Here is a 20,923-nt window from a genome sequence, read left to right on the forward strand (position 1 = left end):
AAGAGTCATATACAAACAAAGAATCACTCCAAAATGACGACTCGACCTAAAGCCCCTAGCCAAGGAAAAATAGACAAACATGCGTTAGCAAAACGTTTTTTACAACTGGGCAAGCCGGAACAAATAAAGTTTATCGAGCTGCTTAGTAACAAAGGCTTAGATTTTGAAAAGCTACCGATTGTATCGGTCGGTAGTGAACAGCAAGTGGAGTTGTCTCCGGCACAACAGCGCTTGTGGGATATCTATTGCTTGGACAAGGGTAACAGCGCCTATCATATGTCCGGTACGTTCCATGTAAATGGAGAGTTGGATATTGAGCGCTTAACGGCATTCGTTAACCAAGTGTTGGAGCGCCATGATGTGTTACGAACGCGCTTTATTACTAATGCTACAGGGCAGGTTATTCAGTTTGTTGATAAGGCTGCAGCGATGTATCCGGTCAGTATCGATGCTCAAAGCTGGAGCCAAGAGCAAGTACAAGAGGCGCAGAAAGAATTTATCGCGAAGGCCTTTGAACTTGAGACTGAGTTGCCCATTCGAATGCAGTGCCTACAGCTTGGTGAGGGCTCATGGAAGCTACAGCTTGTCATGCATCATATTGTATCTGATGGTTGGTCTATAGGTGTGTTCTTGAATGAGCTTATAGCCCTTTATCAACAAGGTAAGTTACCTGAATTACCTGTTCAATATCGTGATTACTCTCATTGGCAAAGTGCTTTGTTGGAGGCGGGGAAAGGCCAACAACACATTGAGTTTTGGAAGCGTGAACTTGAGAACACGGATTCAAGCCTACTGTTCCCTTGGAATAGTGAAGTTACCCCAAATCAAAGACGTATAGCCGATTCCATTAGCTATGAATTAAGCGAGTCGCAGTCTCAAAAACTCAAACAGATTGCACGCCAATTGTCGGTGACAACTTCAAGTCTCTGGTTGGGTGTTTGGCAAGCCGCATTAGCGAAGGTAACGCATCACTCAGATATTTCCGTTGGTGTACCAATGGCGAATCGCACGCGTCATGAAGTCTCTAATCTAATTGGATTTTTTGTGAATACCATGGTGATTCAGCAATCCGTAACGCCAAGCAGTCGGTTATCTGATGTTATTGAAGGGGCTCATCACAAAGTGCTTGAGGCGCAAGAACATCAATTGTTGCCGTTTGATCAACTGGTCAATGCTCTGATGAATGAACAAAAGACCAGTGAGAAAAAGGTTCTTGAGCGAAAAGCTGGGCAAACGCCCTTGTTTCAAGTGCTATTCAATCATCAAAACTCATTAGCTGATGATATTCAGTTAGACAACCACCTTACTCTGTCGGCAGAGGAACAAAGTGGTCAATTTGCGTTATTCGATATTGCATTGGATGTGCGTGAGACTGAGCGAAAAACCGGTGTGGTGTTGACCTATTCGAAGGATCGAATTGATTCAGACACGATGGTTGAGCTGAACGCTGCACTTGAAAGTTTGATCGGCGAGTTAGAAATTACGGCGGGCAAAAATCTAGCTCAAATTAGTCATTTAACACCACACGATGCTTCAGTGTTAGAGAAGCTTTCGCAACCAGAAGGTGACTGGGCGTTCCAGTCGATCGTTGAATTAATTGCTGAACAAGCACATGTACAACCTGATGCCATCGCATTGAAACATCAAGATCTTGAGTTGAGTTATCAACAATTGGAATCGGCGTCATCTCTATTAGCGTCCCGAATCATTGCTCAAGGCGTGCAGCGCGATCAAGCTATCGGTGTGCTGTTTGAAAGAGGAGTGGACATGATTGTCGCTATGGTTGCGGTAATGAAAGCGGGTGGGGCATTTCTGCCACTTGATCCTGACTATCCAACTGAGCGTTTGGCATACATGATTCAGGATTCTAAGGCAGGGTTTGTGGTTACCCAGCAAGGTTTAGAGTCACGTTGGCAGAACATTCAATCTGAGTTTGATATTTTATTACCTCAAGTAAGCTCTTTCGTTTATTGCCCGTCAGACTTAACTCAATCTTTAGACACGCGAGAATATGAACAAGCAGAATTAGAGCCGAAGATACTTCCGGAACAACTGGCATACATTATTTACACGTCAGGCTCTACTGGTAAGCCTAAAGGCGTGGCGATCAATCACATAGGTTTGTCGATGCACGTTCAAACCATTGGTCAGCAGTACGGCATGACGCCAGAGGATGTTGAGCTTCACTTCGCTTCGATTAGCTTTGATGGTGCCGTTGAGCGTTGGACTGTACCGCTAGCGTTTGGCAGTAAGCTTGTTATTCGAGATCAAGAGTTGTGGAGTGTCGAGAAAACCTGCGAAGTGCTGTGTGATGACAATATCACCATCGCCTGTTTCCCTCCGAGTTATGTCGGACCATTACTTGACTGGATTGAATACAAAGAGCCGTCACTCAACGTTCGTTCTTGGACGCTTGGTGGCGAAGCCTTCACCGCGGAAACCTATCAGCGCTTGCAACAGATCGTGAAACCTCCTCGTATTGTCAATGGCTATGGCCCAACAGAAACTGTGGTCACCCCTATGATTTGGCGTGCGTATCCGCAAGACAAATTAAACAGCGCCTATGCGCCGATTGGGCAACCTGTTGGTGAGCGTCGTTTATACGTTTTAGATGCGCAGCTCAACAAAGTGGCGTTTGGGAAAGTCGGGGAGCTGTACATTGGTGGAGAAGTTGGCCTTGCCCGTGGTTACTTGGAACAGCCTGACTTAACTGCTGAGCGTTTCATACCCGATCCGTTTACGACTACAGGTAATGGCAATAACGAATCAATGGGCGAACGAATGTATCGCACTGGGGATCTGGTTCGTTGGAATAACGATGGTGTGATGGAATACATAGGCCGTGTCGACCAACAGGTTAAGATCCGAGGATTCCGTGTCGAGTTGGGTGAAATTGAAAGTCGTCTGCAATCTATCTCTAAAGTTGAACACTGTGTGGTCGTCATCAAAGAGATCGGCCAGCAAAAACAGTTGTTTGGTTACTTACAGAGTAGTGAACCTGAGCGTTTTGAACTTGATGGTATTCTCGAAGCGCTTTCAAGAGAATTACCTGATTATATGGTACCAAGCCAATTGATGGTGTTGGATAAGCTACCATTAACCCCTGCCGGAAAAGTCGACAGAGCGTCACTTCCAGCTATGGATGGAAAAGCCCAATCTGTCGCGACACTTGTGTTACCAAAAACCGAGCAAGAAATGTTACTTGTGGATATATGGCAACAACTCTTAGGCACAGCTCAAGTGAGCTGCTCGGATAATTTCTTTGCATTGGGTGGTGATTCGATTCTTTGCTTACAAATGGTGAGCAAAGTACGCGTTGCAGGTTACAACCTGACACCACAACAAGTATTTGAAGCAAAAACGTTAACCGACCTAGCCGAAGCGTTGGATATTCATAAAGCCGCGAAAGAACGCGTGTTAACCGAAGAGGCGTTTGGGTTAATGCCAATACAAGCTCACTTCTTTGCTCAAGCGTTTCCTGAGCCCGATCATTGGAACCAGCATATTTGTGTCGAGCTTAAACAAGAGATGAATACTGACCATTTGGAGTTAGCGATTCAAGCCTTGGTAAAACAGCACCCAAGCTTGAGATTGGCATTCAATCAACAGCACGGTCATTGGAAACAACGGTATCAACCTTATCAGGAACGTGAGTACCTATGGCGCACCTCGGTGGATTCTGAAGAAGCGTTTTCAGCGTTTGCGCAAGAGATACAGCAAAGTATGGATATTGCTTCTGGCAGGCTAATTCAAGCTGGTTATGCAGAACTCTCGGAATCACCGAATCGGTTGATGATAGCGATTCATCACTTAGCTGTGGATGGTGTGTCCTGGCGAATTCTATTAGATGACCTCTGGAAAGCGTATCAACAGCAAGTTGCAGGGCAAGTTATCGAACTGGTGCCAAATTCGAGTGCAATGGATGAAACTGTTCAGAAGATTGAGCAGTGGTCGTCAAGCGAGCAAGGTAAGTTGATGCAATACACTTGGCATGAACTGGCGGAGAACTCGTCTAATTTACTCGAAAATCGACCAGATATCGCTCCGGCGCTTTATCAAGATAAACAGGCCTATAAAACCGAACTTTCAAGCGAACTCAGTCAAACGTTGTTACGTGTTTCAAACACCAGTCATGGAGATACACAGAGTGTGCTGATTACTGCTCTAGTGTTAGCACTAGCGAGTGAAGATCAAACAGATGTACCTCTTTATCTAGAGGGGCATGGCCGAGAATCTTCTGTATTTTCGAACGTCGACCTTTCACGAATGGTGGGGTGGACAACGAGTTTGTATCCAATGATTGGGCATTTTCAACCTGATATTCTCGGTGTGCTTAGCCAAACGCGGGAGTATCTAGAAAGCGTTAAACAAGACGGTGGTATCGGTTATGGTTTGAAGTATCTAAACCAAAACGACAATGATACATATCGTGCAAGCGCGACCTTTAACTATCTTGGCCAATATACAAGCGATGGCTTCGTCCACTGGTGTGCGCCTATTGAAGATGGGAGCTTGCCTCAATCCGGGTTAAATCAGATGCTGACACCGCTTGTAGTCAACGCACAAGTTGTGTCTGGCCAACTGAGTTTGTCATGGGAGTTCGCAACGACGCATTATTCTTTGGCTGACATTGAGCAGATCGCAACTCGATATGTTGCGAGTTTAACGGCTATTATCGCGGCAATGAATGAGGAAGCGCAAACCGCACAGACCAATGAATGCTCACCTAACCTGCGACTGATTGAAAAACTCAACAGTACTGCTGACGAGAATGAACCTGTTTTCTGCATCCACCCTGTAACAGGGCGCGTGACCGGTTACCAAAGGCTTGCACAGGCTCTTGAAGGTGAAAGAAGTGTGTTCGGAATCAAGTCGAAGAGCTTCATTTCAGATGATGTTTTTGATACGTCGTTCGCTGATATGGCGGAAACCTATTATCAAACAATCAAGCAGGTACAGCCATGTGGACCATACCGGTTAGTTGGCTGGTCGTTAGGCGGGGCACTTGCTCAAGAAATCGTAAATCGTCTAGAGAAAAATGACGATGATGTTGCGTTCGTTGGTTTACTCGATTGTTATGTGCCAGGCACCGAAATCTCGGAAGATCAGTGGGACTCTCCCACCTCAAAAACCAAGCTCATAGAGCACATTTCATTACTATTAGGCTCCATTACCGAAGAGCAAGGAAAACGGTGTGTGCAGTTGCTCGATTCCGTGGTGCCATCAAGGTGGCCAGAAGTGTTTAATACATGGTTATCGGAAAATCAGTTCGATAGATACATGGCAGATAACGCGAAACAAATGCTCTATAGCTGGGCTGTTGAACAACACATGCGTGCACTGTGTCGTGGGTATCAATTACCAAACATAAAAACCCAGTTGCATTGTTGGTGGGCTGGGCAGCCAAATGGGCGCTCAGAGCTGTTATCAAAAGGGTTGAATAAGCATAACGACCTCCAACATTCCGCCGTTGTAGACACGGATCATTTAGGGATCGTACAGAATAATACAGTAATCAAAGACTTATACAGACATTTGTATTGTGAATAATTTTATAAATATCTATTGCTGAGATGTTTTATTTTGAAAATTACGTGGTACACTTCGTTAAATTATTAATCGCAATGATAACTATTATCGTTGTTGTTTGTGTTTTTATTGCAATTGGTTCATAGCCGTATTGAAGGAGAAATATATGAATCGGCACTTTATGCGTACCCCAACAGCCCTTGCGGTCGCTTTAGTTATATCGTCAGGAATGGTTCAGGCCAACGAAGATGAAACCGTTGTTGTTATTGGGCAACAGCTTGAAGATAGCTCTGTAGGGCCTGATTTTAGTTATGTTGGGTTGAGTAGTCGTACGGCAACCAAAACAGATGTAGCGATAGGTGAGACACCTCGTGCTATCTCGATTGTGACTCGTGAGCAGATGGACGATAGAGCGTCGATAAGTATTGCCGATGCACTGCAGTACACACCAAGTATCCAAGCCAACTACTTTGGTGAAGATAACAAGCAAGACTGGTTTGTTATCCGTGGCTTTAAGCAAGCAAATAGCGGCTTGTATCAAGACGGAACGCGTTTGTACTCATCGGGCTTTTACAGCTGGCAGATCGACCCGTTTGGACTGGAGCGAGTAGAAATCTTACGTGGTCCAGGTTCTGCATTGTACGGCCAAACTCCACCAGGTGGCGTGATCAACGTAGTGAGCAAACGTCCGCAGTTTGATGGTGGTTCTGGTCAGTTTGCTATTGAATACGGTACTGACGATCGCAAGCAAATCAGTTTAGATGTGAACACTGAAGTCAATGACAAAATGGCGTTTCGCCTGCAAGCACTTGGTCGTAAAAATGGTAGTCGTGTCGATGGTGTAGAAGCTGAACGCATTTTTATCGCACCTTCTCTGGCTTACAAATTCACAGACGACACCAAAATTACGCTATTAACTAGCTACCAAAAAGATGATTCAGATCCGTATCTGCAATTCTTACCGATGGAAGGGACGTTAACATCGAACCCAAACGGAAAAATCAGTGATAGCACTGCAGTAGGCAATACAGATTGGGAAACGTTTGAGCGTGAACAACTGTCGATAGGTTATGAATTTGAACACCATTTCAATGACAGTACTTACTTCATGCAGAACACGCGTTACAGCAAGATGGACATTAACCTTCGTCAAATGTACTCGCTTGGCTATGCAAAAGATTATGGTTTGGGTGTATATGACCCAACAGATAGTAAAATCCTGCGTGGGGCATCGACGGAAGAAGGCACGTCTGACGCATTCAACATCGATAACCGTGTTGTACATACTTTCAAAACTGGTGTTGTAGAACATACTTTGCTAGCCGGCATTGATTACCAAAGTATCGATATCGACAGCAAGGATTATGCTGCTGACCCATTTGTTGCTGACGGCAATAGCTCTATTAGTGTCCCTGTACCTGGAGTGGGTTTAGTCCCAATTGCAAACCCGTTGTTTGATGTGTTTAATCCATCGTATAGCAACAACGTTACTCTGCTTGATTCAAACTTTAGTGTTGTTGATGAATCTGATCGCCAAACTACCAAGACCAAAAACAATCAGCTAGGCCTGTATCTTCAAGACCAAATGATGATTGCTGATAAGTGGGCAGTCCAAATTGGTGTCCGTTACGATGATTCTCAAAACAAGACTCATAACACCACGACAGGTGCTAAAACTAAGGTTGATAACGAGGAGTGGACAACTAATTTCGGTGTTGCTTATCTAATGGATAGCGGCTTCACACCTTATGCAAGTTACGCACAATCATTTAATCCGATTATTCAACTGGATCAAAATGGTGACCCAGCGAAGCCAGAACGAGGCGAGCAATACGAGGTGGGTTTGAAATACCAACCACGTAGTTTTGATGGTTACTTCAACATTGCCGCATTCGAAGTGTCGAAAGAAAACTTAGCGCGTCAAGTTGCCGGTCAACTCACTCAAATCGGTGAAGTTCGTAACCGTGGCGTCGAGTTGGAAGCGGTGGCAAACGTTACCGAAGAGCTGACTTTAATTGGTAACGTATCGTTTATCGATTCAGAAATTATTGAAGATGCAAACAGCAGTCATGTGGGTAATACACCATCGCAAATTGCTGACCAACTGGCTTCAGCTTGGGCAAACTATCGTTTCTTGAGTGGTCCGTTGGATGGCCTAACAGTGGGTGCAGGTGCGCGTTACGTTGGTGATTCTTACGCCGACAATACAGAAACTAATGTTGTTCCTTCATACACACTGTTTGATGCAACTGTCAGCTACCGTATTGAAGACTACAAGTTCCAAGTCGCTGCAAAAAACCTAGCAGACAAAGAGTACGTGGCAACGTGTGATTTCTACTGCTTCTACGGTGACCGCCGTAACGTAATTGCGAGCGTAACCTATGACTGGTAACCACCAGCCTCTGAACACTCTGCCCGATGGGCAGAGTGTTTCTTTAAGTGAGGCACAAGACAGTTACTGCGTTGAAGTCAGTTCCGGTGTGGTTGAAGTTGTGCGTGAAACAAACCAGTTTTGGCGTTTAACCCAAATGACAGCGTTAAATACGGAGCAACTTTCTGCGTTTGCCATTCTATTTTCTGCTAACCCCGAGATTCGAACAATTGAACTCGGACAGTATAAAAGTGAAGTGTTGGATTCTTTGTGCTTTGAAACTGCCGAAGGCTTAAAGGTGCTATGGCGTGAAGCTGTTATGCAAGTACCTGAACTGTGGTTAAAGAAGCGGCACCAAACACTTTACCCCCACAAGCAAGTTCTCGATGCGGCAGGTTATCATCCCGCGAGGCCAAAGCCCTTATTGGGTGAATTGTATCGTCGTTATATTCCTGAACTTAACGCCGTTCTCACTCTAGAGGGCTTAGATGTCGACAAGCACTTAACCTTCTTCAATAAGTGGCAAAACAGTCACAGAGTTGCGAATTTCTGGGAGCAAACGGGCTCACTGGAAGAGCACAGAACGTATCTAGAAGAGTCGATTAAAAACAATAAAAATCAGCTTCTTATTGTGTGTTTAGACAATCAGCCTTTCGCCTACATCGAAGTGTATTGGACCAAAGAAGATCGAATCGCACCGTATTACGCTGCAGGTGATTATGACCGTGGAATCCATATGCTGGTAGGGGAAGAGTCTCACCGAGGCGCTCATAAAGTTGCGGCTTGGTTACCTTCTGTTTGTCATTTCATTTATTTATCCGATCCCCGAACTGAAAAGATTGTCAGTGAGCCACGAGCCGATAATGACAAGATGATCGGATATCTACAAAAATACGGTTTTGCCAAAGTTAAAGAATTTGAATTTCCGCATAAGCGTGCGGCTTTGATGTGTCAGTTGAAAGACAGCTTCTTCAGCAACGAGTTTTAGCGTTAAATAGTCAGTGCTGAAAAAGGGAGTCGGAATAGGGTGCTTTGTACCCAAAAATTATCATGAGGTTATACATGACGAAACAAATTAAGGAATATGATGTTCTCGGAGTAGGCTTTGGTCCTGCTAATTTATCGATAGCTATAGCACTAGAAGAGCAAGCTAAAGATAAAGGCTTAAGTTATTGCTTCTTGGAGCAAAAATCTCATTTTGAATGGCACGGTGGTATGTTGCTTGATGGAACAAGAATGCAAATATCGTGTTTGAAAGATCTAGTGACATTGCGTAACCCAACGAGCCCTTACTCATTCGTTAACTATTTGCACACCAAAGACAGGCTTAACGCTTTCATTAACCTAGGCAGTATGAATCCTTCTCGTCTCGAATTTAATGACTATCTAACGTGGGTCGCAAATCAATTCTCAGAACGAGTGAATTACGGCCAACGAGTCATTGATATCGAAGCAATGGAAGAGGATGGTCACACTTCTAAAGTGAAGGTCACGTCTACCGACATTCACGGTAATAAAACGGTTCGAATTGCCAAGAACCTTATTGTTGGTATGGGCGGTATGCCAAAGCTACCGAAACAGTTCGAAGGTCATGATAACGAACAAATTATTCACTCTTCGAAGTATAAGGCGTGGCGTGAAACCTTTAAGTCAAACTCGGAGCCTAAAATCGCAATCGTGGGCGCAGGGCAGAGTGCTGCCGAAATATTCGTTGATCTGACGAACCGTTACTCAGACGGTGAAGTTCATATGGTTAACCGCCGCTTTGCGTTGCACCCAGCCGATGATAGCCCGTTTGTAAACGAGGTGTTTGACCCTGAATTTACAGACCACATGTATGAAAGCACGCAAGAACAACGTGACCACATTCTTTCCCGCTTTAGCGCGACCAACTATTCCGTTGTGGATACAGAAGAACTCAACGCGATTTATGAGCTCCTTTATTTGCAGAAAGTAACGGGTGAAGGTAAACATGAACATCTACGTTGCCATGATATCCAAGAAGTAGCAGTGAAAGACGACAAAGTTGCATTACGCCTGAATGATACAATAAACAAGACGCAGGCATGGAATGAATACGATGCGATCATTCTTGCTACTGGTTATCGATACGATGAGTTCAACCAAATGCTTAGCTCAATTGAACCCTTGATTGATAGTAAATCGGTAGGGCGTTCATATCAGTTAGACATGAAGCCAAGTTGCGAGGTAAAGATCTTCCTGCAAGGGTGTTGTGAATCGTCACACGGTCTGAGTGATACGCTGCTTTCTGTGTTGGCAGTTCGTTCTCAAGAGATTGTAGAAGCGCTTCTTGAAACCGACGAGTTAACTCTAGAGAAAGCCTAAGTTTTAGTATGTGAATAGTGCCTAGATCGTCCTTAAATCAAACAACTAGCTGTTGATTAGACCTATCAATACGATTTATTGCAGCAGTTGTTGAGCACAAAGCCTATATTGACTAGAATGACGCACTTTTTTTATTTACGTACATACAGGTAATGAACATGAGCGATACTAATTCAAGACCAGCTTTACCAGATCATCTTGCAGGTAACCCACGCAGCCCACACCACGTGGCTGAGTGTTTCGAATACCCAATTGGCATTCGTCTAAATGGTAAAGAGCGTACTGATGTTGAAGAATACTGCATCAGCGAAGGCTGGGTTAAGATCCCTTCTCCAAAAGCGCTAGATCGTTTTGGCCAGCCAATGCTTATTACTCTAAAAGGCACTGTAGAAGCTTTTTACATCGAAGCATAATCACTTCGTGTAACTCGATCATATCGAGTCACCAAGCGTTATTACCTAAAAGGGTCTAGAGCAATCTAGGCCCTTTTTGTTTGTATCACGATTTACAACGTAATCCTTTCAATAAGACAAAATTCTCCCTTATAGCTTTCAAAAAAACGCCGTTTTCATTATGCATTTGCAAGAATATTAAAATAGTCACTGGGTGTATTATGTTCGAACACGCACTTTTGTTTAAATATTACTCGATAAACCTTCGAATAAATAAATGCGTATAGTTGAAAATATGAAGCGTAGTCTAATTAAATGAAACTAATTTGCTGTATTTAAAGTAATTTATTGTTAATGGCTATCTCTGTCACAGAAAATAATCCTGAAGCACATACAATCCCTCCTGTTTTCGAATGAGCGTAAGTTTTTTCGTTCGAGCATTTTGTTCTTCCTTCGCCCAATAATATGAGGTTCCTATGTTTGGAATATTCAAACCTATGGCGCATATCGATCGCTTGTCATCAGATAAGATCGATAGCACCTACACACGACTGCGATGGCAGCTGTTTCTCGGCATCTTCGTTGGCTATGCGGGTTACTACCTAGTCCGTAAAAACTTTAGTTTGGCGATGCCTTATCTCATTGAACAAGGTTTTAGTCGCGGTGAGCTAGGGGTTGCATTAGCCGCAGTGTCAATTGCTTACGGTTTATCTAAGTTTTTAATGGGAAGCGTGTCGGACCGCTCTAACCCACGTTATTTCCTCAGTGGCGGCTTGTTAATGTCGGCACTGGTGATGTTCTGCTTTGGTTTCATGCCATGGGCAACAGGCAGCATTACTGCGATGTTTATCCTTCTATTCTTGAATGGTTGGTTCCAAGGTATGGGCTGGCCGGCTTGTGGACGAACCATGGTGCACTGGTGGTCACGTAAAGAGCGTGGCGAGATAGTGTCAGTATGGAATGTTGCTCACAACGTGGGCGGTGGATTAATTGGCCCGATGTTCTTATTGGGTCTATGGGCTTTCAATGACGATTGGCGAACCGCTTTTTACGTTCCTGCATTTTTTGCCACTCTCGTTGCTATTTTTGTTTGGTTCACAGTAAGAGATACGCCTCAGTCTTGTGGTCTACCTCCAATTGAAGAACACAAAAATGACTACCCAGATGATTACGACAAGTCTCACGAAACTGAGATGACAGCAAAAGAGATCTTCTTTAAGTATATCTTTAATAACAAGCTGTTGTGGTCAATCGCTATCGCAAACGCGTTCGTTTACCTGATTCGTTATGGTGTACTTGATTGGGCTCCTGTTTATCTAAAAGAAGCGAAAGACTTCTCTGTAGATAAATCATCTTGGGCTTACTTCTTATACGAGTGGGCAGGTATTCCGGGCACGCTATTGTGTGGTTGGATCTCAGATAAGTTATTCAAAGGTCGCCGCGCTCCAGCTGGTATTTTGTTCATGGTACTGGTTACCGTCGCAGTACTGGTTTACTGGTTTAACCCGGCAGGTAACCCAACGGTTGATATGTTGGCTCTAATTGCGATTGGTTTCTTAATTTACGGCCCTGTAATGCTAATCGGCCTTTACGCACTTGAGCTTGCTCCTAAGAAAGCTGCGGGCACAGCGGCTGGCCTAACCGGTCTATTCGGTTACTTAGGTGGTGCAGTTGCAGCAAACGCAGTACTTGGCTTCATGGTTGACCATTATGGATGGGATGGCGGTTTCACCATCTTGGTTGGCGCTTGTGTCGCTTCAATCATCTGTTTGGTATACGCATTTATTGGTGAGCGTAAGCACCATAAAGAGAAAAGCCTCGAACGTGAAAAAGAAGCGCTAGCTCAATAGTGTATTCACAAAACCACACCGACGAATAAACGACAGAGGCAGGTATATCCTGCTTCTGTTTTATCAAGGGAAACAATAATGAAAACAACGCCACTGTCTCTGACCTTATTAGCACTAAGCTTATCTGCACAAGCGTTCGCTGAGCCTTTAGTGATTGCTCATCGCGGCGCTTCTGGTTATTTACCTGAACACACATTACCCGCCAAAGCGCTCGCTTATGCGATGAACCCCGATTACATCGAACAAGATGTCGTGATGACCAAAGACGACCAATTGGTGGTTTTACATGATCACTATCTAGATCGAGTAACCGATGTCGCTGACCGCTTTCCAACACGCGCTCGTGCAGACGGTCGCTTCTACGCAATTGATTTTACGCTTGCAGAGATCAAATCCCTGAAAGTGACCGAAGGCTTTAACCTAGATGAACAAGGTAACAGAGTGGCAGGGTACCCAACGCGCTTCCCAATGTGGCAGTCTGATTTCCGTGTCGCTACCTTTGCAGAAGAAATCGAACTGATCCAAGGGTTAAATAAGACCTTAGGTTATGACGTAGGTATCTATCCTGAAATTAAAGCACCCTGGTTCCATCGCCATGAAGGCAAAGACATATCTAAAGCGGTACTAGCCACATTACAGCAATATGGTTACCTATCGAAAGATGACAAAGTGTATTTACAGTGTTTCGATGCTAATGAACTTCAGCGCATAAATGATGAACTCATGCCGGCGATGGAGATGGATCTTAAGCTCGTTCAGTTGATGGCCTATACAGACTGGAACGAAACCATGACTTACAAGGGCGATAAAGCAACGCCATACAGTTATGACTGGATGTTTGAAGCGGGTGGTATGGAAAAAGTTGCGACTTATGCAGAAGGAATAGGCCCTTGGAAGCCAATGTTGGTGGACGATGCATCGACCAAAGAGAACATCATCATTAAACCATTAATGAAATCTGCCAAAGATTCAGGCTTAGATGTTCACCCATACACATTCCGCGCTGATCCAGGCCGAATTCCAGGTTATGTCGATAACTTCGATGGCATGTTGGATGTGTTTTATAACCAAGTGAAAGTCGACGGGGTGTTTACCGATTTCCCAGACAAAGCGGTCGACTTTTTAAACCGTTAATTGGTTAATCCACAATAAAATACAAAGAGTTAAAAGCACTGCCTGAAGGTGTTTTTAGCTCTTTTTTTGATCTAACAATCCTGCATTAAATCTACACTCTTAGCACACACTTTAATCGTTACTTGGTTTACACCGTTTACACTCCTTGATAGGTTACGCGCAATGCAGTCAGGTGCTCAATATGTAGCGCTTCTGGCTGAAACGAATATTGAAAATGGACACATGATGGAAGAAAGAAGCAAAGCTTATCTCGATAGCTACCTCAACACATTACCAGCGGACGTTGCTTCGCAATACACCTCTTTTAGTTCCGACTATTACTGTGCTGACGAATACAACGCCAACCTATGTGCCCAGTTAATTCTCAAAGGTGAAAAACAGGCATCTTGCAGCCTTGAATATTGGTACAGCCATGAAGGAGAAGTTATGCCTGTCGTGGGACATTTGCAAGTCGTCACCGATTGGGGTGGCAAACCAGTTTGCATTGTCGAGGTAATCTCGGTGTCGCTGTGCAAATACAACGAAGTGACCGCTGAGTTTGCTGCCGCAGAAGGCGAGGGTGATAAAACACTAGAATGGTGGAGAGATGCGCACTGGAACTTCTTCTCACGTGAATGTGAAGAGCTCAAAATTGCGCCAACTGAAGACATGTTACTCGTACTTGAGCGCTTCAAAGTGGTTTATCAATAGTGAAGCCACCTTGAGTGTCATATTGAATCTCGAGACATGGCACGTTAGCCTTCATCTGACCAACGCCAGGTAACCAATAATCACAAGGAGAGTGATGTGAAAATAGCAATATTGGATGACTATCAGAACGTCGTTAAAGACCTCGATTGCTTCAACAAGCTCGCACAACACGATGTCACTGTATTTACCGAGACTTATTCAGAGCAACAACTCGCCGTTAAGTTGATCTCGTTTGAAGCCATAGTGCTCATTCGTGAAAGAACAGAGATCACTGAATCTTTGTTATCGCAGCTCCCGAACCTCAAACTGATCAGCCAAACAGGTAAAGTCAGTCATCATGTTGATCCGCAAATGTGCGAACGGTTCGGTGTTACTGTGCTAGAAGGCCGAGGTTCGCCAGTTGCACCTTCTGAGCTGTGTTGGGCGTTGATCATGGCGGCGTCTCGTCATATTCCGATTTACGCAGCAAGCCTCAAGCAGAATGAGTGGCAAGATTCTGGTTCGTTAGGGCTAGGTCGAACTTTGAAGGGCTTGAAGCTTGGTATTTGGGGTTACGGAAAAATCGGACGCTGCATCGCACAATATGCAAAAGCATTTGGGATGGCTGTAGTCGTGTGGGGCAGCCAATCGTCACGAGATCAAGCACAAGCAGACGGATTTGAAGCTGCACCGACCAAACAATCGTTTTTCGGTAGTGTTGATGTGCTTTCTTTGCATCTACGCTTGAATGACGTAACTCGAGGGTGTGTTACCGCTGAGGATTTGACCTTAATGAAGCCTGACTCATTATTTGTGAATATCAGTCGAGCAGAGTTGGTTGAGCAAGGCGCTTTATACCAAGAACTGAGTCTGGTACCAACTAAGCGAGCGGCTGTTGATGTGTTTGATACAGAGCCTGCCACCACTGCCATTGAACCACTATTATCCTTATTAAATGTCACTGCGACGCCACATTTAGGCTATGTTGAACAAAATAGCTACGAACTCTACTTCGATATTGCTTTCGACAACATTCTGTCCTATCAAAGGGATGGCATGTAGAGATAGAATCTGCCCCAAGTTACAAAAAGGTAGAGAAGTATGAGCTTAAAAATCAGAGCAGTCGCGATAGATGATGCGCAAGGCATTATTGATGTATTGAATCCAATCATCATCGAAGCGCGTTATACGATCTTGGATCAGACTTTTACTGTGAATGAAGAAAAGGCATTTATTGAGTCGTTCCCTGAGCGCGGTGTGTTTAGTGTTGCCGTCAACGAAACGACAAACCAGCTACTTGGTTTTCAGAATGTAGAACCATTTGCTAGTTACACCAAAGCATTTGATCATGTTGGTATTATTGGTACTTATGTTGATGCTAATAGCCGTGGACAGGGCGTTGCAAAACAGTTGTTTGATTACACATTCAAAGCGGCAGAAGCCAAAGGTTATGAAAAGCTGTTCGCCTATGTACGAGCAGACAACGAGCGTGCTTTAGCGGTTTATCTTAAGCAAGGTTTTGAAATCGTCGGAACGGCTAAGAAACACGGTAAGATTGGCGATCAGTACTTTGACGAAATCCTTATCGAGAAATTTTTATAGGATCACTTAAACGCTAGGTAACTCATCGTATGCAGGAGGCAAGATGAAAAAGCTAATCGAATTAACAGAAATAGTCTTATTCGACTGGGGCAACACGCTGATGGTTGATTTCCCAGACGCACAAGGGAAGATGTGTGACTGGGAAACCGTACAAGAAGTGAGTGGTGCTCGTGCATTATTAGCGGAATTGTCGAAAACTCATCAAGTTTATGTTGCCACCAACGCTGGCGACTCCAGTAAAGAGGACATCATTCGAGCCTTTGAGCGTGTTGGCCTGTCTCACTATATTTTGGGTTACTTTTGTAAGGCGAGCATTGGCTTTTCTAAGTTCGAGTCAGGGTTCTATCCTGCCATCATTTCCAAACTCGGTGTTGCACCACAAGATATCACCATGGTAGGTGACACCTTAGAGAAAGACATTTACCCAGCACTTGAAGCGGGTTTGCAAGCGGTGTGGTTGAACGCGGAAGGAGTTGAGCTCAAGTCACAGCATCCGAGTATCATTCAAATTCAATCTTTAAGTGAACTGTTGAAAAAACACAATTAACTCTCTGATATTAAGCCCAGATCAAGCGCTTTCCTGTTTTGAAACAAACCTCCCATCTCTTTGTTGTTTAATCCTCTAAGCTAACTCTGGTTTCCACTATGAGGGTTAGGTTATGAGTATCGAACGTCACGGAATATCAGTTGGAATTGAGCGTGTTAACGGTGAAACCATCGTTGTGTTTAAAGCGAAAGGCAAACTCACACACGATGACTATCAAGCAATGATGCCAATTCTAAGTACCACGCTAGAAGAACTCGATTCATCTAAACTCAAGATGCTGGTCGACATCTCTACCTTAACGGGGTGGGAGTTACGAGCTGCTTGGGATGATTTCAAACTAGGATTAGAGCTCAATTCAAAGATAGACAAAATCGCGATTTATGGTGACAAAAGCTGGCAAGAGTTCGCTTCTAAAGTAGGGAACTGGTTTGTGTCTGGTGAGGTTAAGTCATTCGAAGACCATGACTCTGCGCTTAAGTGGTTGGTCGACTGATACTCTTTTTCGGACAACTACTGGGCAATCAGTAAACAACGCCAATGACAGTTGACGAGTATCGTCTCGTAGGCTGTCATTTTTCGTTTTGGTTATGATATTTCCTATTTGATTCAATAGAGTATATTCATTTCTGCGTGTAACATACTTAGGCTTTGTTTGGTCTTGAGCAATAGAGCGATCAGACTCAGTAAAAACGAGAACTAAAACAGAAATAAGGTCTAACGACATGAATAAGGTAATTGATAAGCTCGCTTGGATATTCATTAAAGATGGCAAACTGTTGATGGTGAGATCAAAAGGCAAAGAACTGTTCTACTTACCCGGTGGTAAGCGTGAAGCTGGGGAAAGTGATGAACAAGCACTGCTTCGCGAAATCAAAGAAGAGATCTCAGTAAATTTAGTGCCGGATTCAATCAAATACGTTGAGACGTTCACTGGCCAAGCTGATGGTAAAGCGGAAGGCGTATCGGTGCAATTGACTTGCTACATTGCTGATTATACTGGAGAACTGTCTCCGGATGCTGAAATCGAAGAACTTAAGTTTGTTAATGGTAACGACAGAGCGGTATGCTCATTGGCAGCACTGGTTGCACTTGATTGGTTAGAAGCGAACCAGTATTTGGCCTAAGGTTTTAGCTGCTATAAGCTAATACTGAAGAGTGATCTTCAAAAGCTCATCGCTTACGAATAGCTTGAAGGGCGACTGTCTTTCATCAATAGGTCGAGTTTCCTTTGAGCTTTCTTCGTGTCTTGCAAGTCCACCACTTCAATCATTTCACATTCATCTCGTACCATCTCATTAATTAGGCTTGGATAGTGTCGGCAATCTTCTGGTCGATCTAAGTAAATGCTACATGTGTACTTGGCTTGAGCCTTGGTATCTTTGGTCGGAACCAGCTCTAGAAAAGGGCATCGAGTTAAACGCTCGCCAGTTTCTGGGTCAAACCATATCTCGCTTCCGCGAACATATTCAAAGATGTCTGGGTTGAACAACTCCCACAAATCGATCTCTTCTTGAGTCGCGGCAAGGTCACCATCTCCGTATTTGATACAGCATTTTCCACATTGATTACAATCTTTCATTATCGACTTCATAAGTTGGTGAGCTTTTACCATTTTACCACTGTTGGGCATGGCACGTTGACTTTGTTGTTCATGGTTAAGTCGTTACGGGACGGGAACTTGGAATTGCCGCGACTAAAATCCATTTATCTATGCACCACCACTCCAATCGAGCCTGTAAATGGTGATACAATTTGTCCCTCTCACGTTATTCAAACAAAGGCGTCAAAATGAGAACCGTATATACCACCGAAGGCAACATCAACGCAAAGAAACAAAAAGAGGCTTACCCAAAGCTCGCTTTATGTGACAAGTGCGTTGGTGATTATGTGGTTATCGAACAAGGTGAACGAACGTACAAACCTTGTGCTAAATGTGGTGCCGACGATTAATGCGCCTTGATAAATACCTATGTAAAAGCACTGACCTAACCAAGTCTGAAGCGATTGAACGCATACAAAATGGTGAGGTCAACGTTAATAGCGAAACAGTCACCAATGAATCGACCCAGGTTCATGAAAGCAATACGATCTTGTTAAATGACACTCCGCTTCTGCTGCGTGAATTTCGATACCTCTTAATGAACAAGCCAGCGGGTACTATCTGCTCCAATATCGACGAAGTTTATCCTTCATTGTTCAACTACATCGAGATAGAAAAAGCATCAGAACTGCACATCGCAGGGCGCTTGGATGCTGACACAACAGGCTTAGTTTTGATTACCGATGATGGGCGCTGGTCATTCAATATCACGCTACCGACTAAGTCATGTAAAAAGGTATACCACGTGACATTGTCACGAGATATCAAAGACGATGTCGCTGACAAGTTCAAAGCGGGCATTCTGTTGCAAGGCGAGCAAAAACCGACGCGTCCGGCTGAGCTTGAAGTGATTACCTGTAAAGAAGTGCTGTTGACCATTACAGAAGGTAAGTTTCACCAAGTAAAACGAATGTTTGCAGCGGTAGGTAACCGAGTTGTTGGCCTTCACCGTGAACAGATTGGTGATGTTCGTTTAGATGTTGAAGCAGGTCAGTGGCGTTATTTAACCAAAGCCGAAGTTGACTCATTTCAGCAAGGCTCTGAATAAACGTTTTAACCGCTTAATGCGTTAAGCCTATTATTACCAGAACATCAACACGATGAGGATGCAGGATGGAAAACCTAAAAGTCACAGAAATTAAGTCTTTCGTACCCGCGAAAGACTTCGATTTATCTAAGCGTTTTTACCAATCAATTGGCTTTGTAGTGATGTCTGAATTTCACGACATCGCCTATCTACGACACGGCAGTTGTGCATTCCTTCTACAAAATTTTTATGAACCTGCGCACTGTCACAATTACATGATGCACTTGCTGGTTGAAGACGTAAAAAGTTGGTATCAACACATCCAAAACTCTAATGTAGTGTCGGAATTTGAAGTTACCGTTTCCGAGGTAGTTGAGCAGCCTTGGGGAATGCTTGAGTTTTGTATCACTGACCCAAGTGGTGTGCTATGGCGTGTGGCTGAAAACATCAGGCCACGCTAATTCATCCAACTTGCATTCAAGCCAGTGAGAACTTCAAATTATCCATCTGTTTCTTTATTTATGCCAACATAAGGCAATGATCAAATAGGTTCAAACATGGATATAAAGGCTAAAATGCACAGCCAAGACGTTTACTATTGTGACGACGTTGATTTGGTTGCTGAGCAAACTCAATGCTTAGAAGTGCTATACGATTTTAATCACACTCGTCCGAGCGAAGGTGATAAACGACAACAGATCATGAAGCAGCTGTTCGCCGAAGTCGGTGAGGGCTGCTACATCGAACCACCGTTACATGCCAACTGGGGGCGTCACACGCACCTAGGCAACAACGTATACGTGAACTTCAACCTCACTCTTGTTGACGACACAGACGTATTCATCGGCGATAACGTGATGATTGCACCTAACGTGACCATTGCCACTGGCACGCATCCCATCAGCCCGGAACTCAGGCTAAAAGCAGCGCAGTTCAATGTTCCTGTTCGCATCGGCAACAACGTATGGCTTGGTGCACACACGGTTGTACTTCCTGGCGTCACCATCGGTGAAAACTCAGTAATAGGTGCGGGCAGCATCGTCACCAAAGACATCACAGCCAATGTCGTCGCAGTCGGTAACCCATGCCGTGTGGTACGTGAAATCAACGAACGCGACCGAGAGTATTACCACAAAGATCGCCGTATTCCTGATGAACTTAAGTAAGCTATCTTGACCAGATTCTTAATGTGGGAGTTTGGTCATACTAGACAGAAAGATTCTCTATTTCCTACATAGCTGAAATTAGCTGTGACATAAGCCATTGTTATGCAATGGCTTGGTTGCATATTGCTTGTCCATCTTAGAAACTAGACAGAACTAGTCAGTATTTAAGTGCAGAATTTTTCTGTCTAATAGCTGTTATACCCTTTAAAGGAAGCTATATGCGGAAAAATTTTGACATCGGGAAAGTGGTGGAAATTAAGCTTGAAAATGGTCTTTATTGTTATGCGATGGTTATAGGTGAACCATTAGTTGCATTTTCGGAACATTTCTTTGAAGAACCACAATCTGATTTTGATGCAATGTTTGATGATTCGACCTTTTGTATATGGGTTATGAAAAATGCTCTAGGAGGATATGGCTGGGTGAAGGTAGGTCAAATAAATCACCATCCAATGCTTAATCAGACGCATAAGTTTTATAAGTTCGATCTCATTTCAAAGAAGTTTTCTATTTATTCTGACGGTATTGAAACTCCCGCCACGAGGGAAGAATGCCTTGAACTTGAATGTGCGGCTGTGTGGGGAAAAAGTCATGTAGAAGATCGACTTTTAGCAAAAAGCCAGGGAGAACAGTGCGTTTGGACAACATCTTTGTCTGCCGCGACACGGGTATAACAAACGACTATGGCGT

At 44.0% G+C, this 20,923-nt stretch carries 19 protein-coding genes; 18 read left to right on the forward strand and 1 reads right to left on the reverse strand.

Annotated elements, in window-relative coordinates:
* Window positions 1–33: 33 nt before the first annotated feature.
* The 13 genes from OCV56_RS07230 (at window position 34) to OCV56_RS07290 (ending at window position 17,564) form a co-directional block, all read left to right on the forward strand.
* Complete coding sequence (locus tag OCV56_RS07230; protein ID WP_167373169.1) at window positions 34–5,550, forward strand: non-ribosomal peptide synthetase; 5,517 nt, start codon at window positions 34–36, stop codon at window positions 5,548–5,550.
* Between the two features lie 160 nt (window positions 5,551–5,710).
* Entirely contained in the window at window positions 5,711–7,921 is a 2,211-nt protein-coding gene (locus tag OCV56_RS07235; protein WP_086713292.1) for a TonB-dependent siderophore receptor, read from the forward strand.
* Window positions 7,911–8,888, forward strand: a complete 978-nt coding sequence (locus OCV56_RS07240; RefSeq protein ID WP_086713293.1) for a GNAT family N-acetyltransferase — start codon at window positions 7,911–7,913, stop codon at window positions 8,886–8,888. Before OCV56_RS07235 ends, OCV56_RS07240 begins: the two co-directional genes overlap by 11 nt.
* Window positions 8,889–8,962: 74 nt before the next feature.
* The gene (locus OCV56_RS07245) at window positions 8,963–10,246 is read left to right on the forward strand and encodes a lysine N(6)-hydroxylase/L-ornithine N(5)-oxygenase family protein (protein ID WP_086713294.1); all 1,284 of its coding nucleotides are present in this window, start codon (window positions 8,963–8,965) and stop codon (window positions 10,244–10,246) included.
* A 158-nt stretch (window positions 10,247–10,404) separates the two neighbouring features.
* The gene (locus OCV56_RS07250) at window positions 10,405–10,659 is read left to right on the forward strand and encodes a DUF3297 family protein (RefSeq protein WP_179946905.1); all 255 of its coding nucleotides are present in this window, start codon (window positions 10,405–10,407) and stop codon (window positions 10,657–10,659) included.
* A 455-nt stretch (window positions 10,660–11,114) separates the two neighbouring features.
* On the forward strand, window positions 11,115–12,488 hold the full coding sequence (glpT, locus tag OCV56_RS07255; protein WP_086713295.1) for a glycerol-3-phosphate transporter: 1,374 nt from the start codon (window positions 11,115–11,117) through the stop codon (window positions 12,486–12,488).
* Window positions 12,489–12,566: 78 nt separating this feature from the next.
* Entirely contained in the window at window positions 12,567–13,622 is a 1,056-nt protein-coding gene (glpQ, locus tag OCV56_RS07260; protein WP_086713296.1) for a glycerophosphodiester phosphodiesterase, read from the forward strand.
* Window positions 13,623–13,847: 225 nt separating this feature from the next.
* Window positions 13,848–14,312 carry an ASCH domain-containing protein gene (locus tag OCV56_RS07265; RefSeq protein ID WP_086713325.1) on the forward strand — a complete coding sequence of 155 codons (465 nt, stop codon included), beginning with the start codon at window positions 13,848–13,850 and terminating at the stop codon, window positions 14,310–14,312.
* A 96-nt stretch (window positions 14,313–14,408) separates the two neighbouring features.
* Entirely contained in the window at window positions 14,409–15,353 is a 945-nt protein-coding gene (locus tag OCV56_RS07270; protein ID WP_086713297.1) for a D-2-hydroxyacid dehydrogenase family protein, read from the forward strand.
* A 39-nt stretch (window positions 15,354–15,392) separates the two neighbouring features.
* Complete coding sequence (locus tag OCV56_RS07275) at window positions 15,393–15,893, forward strand: GNAT family N-acetyltransferase (protein WP_086713298.1); 501 nt, start codon at window positions 15,393–15,395, stop codon at window positions 15,891–15,893.
* A gap of 43 nt (window positions 15,894–15,936) precedes the next feature.
* Entirely contained in the window at window positions 15,937–16,440 is a 504-nt protein-coding gene (locus OCV56_RS07280; RefSeq protein WP_086713299.1) for an HAD family hydrolase, read from the forward strand.
* Window positions 16,441–16,552: 112 nt separating this feature from the next.
* On the forward strand, window positions 16,553–16,933 hold the full coding sequence (locus tag OCV56_RS07285; protein WP_086713300.1) for a SpoIIAA family protein: 381 nt from the start codon (window positions 16,553–16,555) through the stop codon (window positions 16,931–16,933).
* Between the two features lie 229 nt (window positions 16,934–17,162).
* Window positions 17,163–17,564, forward strand: coding sequence for an NUDIX hydrolase (locus OCV56_RS07290; RefSeq protein WP_086713301.1), 402 nt, complete (start codon window positions 17,163–17,165; stop codon window positions 17,562–17,564).
* Window positions 17,565–17,617: 53 nt separating this feature from the next.
* Here the strand turns inward: OCV56_RS07290 and OCV56_RS07295 are convergent, their stop codons facing one another.
* On the reverse strand, window positions 17,618–18,019 hold the full coding sequence (locus OCV56_RS07295; protein ID WP_086713326.1) for a YkgJ family cysteine cluster protein: 402 nt from the start codon (window positions 18,017–18,019) through the stop codon (window positions 17,618–17,620).
* Window positions 18,020–18,228: 209 nt separating this feature from the next.
* Here OCV56_RS07295 and OCV56_RS07300 point away from each other — a divergent pair, with 209 nt between their 5' ends.
* From OCV56_RS07300 to OCV56_RS07320, 5 genes are all read left to right on the forward strand, one after another.
* Entirely contained in the window at window positions 18,229–18,390 is a 162-nt protein-coding gene (locus tag OCV56_RS07300) for a hypothetical protein (protein WP_017059212.1), read from the forward strand.
* Complete coding sequence (locus OCV56_RS07305; RefSeq protein WP_086713302.1) at window positions 18,390–19,088, forward strand: pseudouridine synthase; 699 nt, start codon at window positions 18,390–18,392, stop codon at window positions 19,086–19,088. The genes OCV56_RS07300 and OCV56_RS07305 overlap by 1 nt, the downstream gene beginning before the upstream one ends.
* A 65-nt stretch (window positions 19,089–19,153) precedes the next feature.
* The gene (locus tag OCV56_RS07310) at window positions 19,154–19,528 is read left to right on the forward strand and encodes a VOC family protein (RefSeq protein WP_086713303.1); all 375 of its coding nucleotides are present in this window, start codon (window positions 19,154–19,156) and stop codon (window positions 19,526–19,528) included.
* 96 nt (window positions 19,529–19,624) lie between these two features.
* Window positions 19,625–20,233, forward strand: coding sequence for a sugar O-acetyltransferase (locus tag OCV56_RS07315; RefSeq protein WP_086713304.1), 609 nt, complete (start codon window positions 19,625–19,627; stop codon window positions 20,231–20,233).
* 218 nt (window positions 20,234–20,451) lie between these two features.
* Window positions 20,452–20,907, forward strand: a complete 456-nt coding sequence (locus tag OCV56_RS07320; protein ID WP_086713305.1) for a hypothetical protein — start codon at window positions 20,452–20,454, stop codon at window positions 20,905–20,907.
* Window positions 20,908–20,923: the final 16 nt, after the last annotated feature.

This window comes from Vibrio gigantis, assembly GCF_024347515.1.
In the GTDB taxonomy this organism is placed as follows: Bacteria; Pseudomonadota; Gammaproteobacteria; order Enterobacterales; family Vibrionaceae; genus Vibrio; species Vibrio gigantis.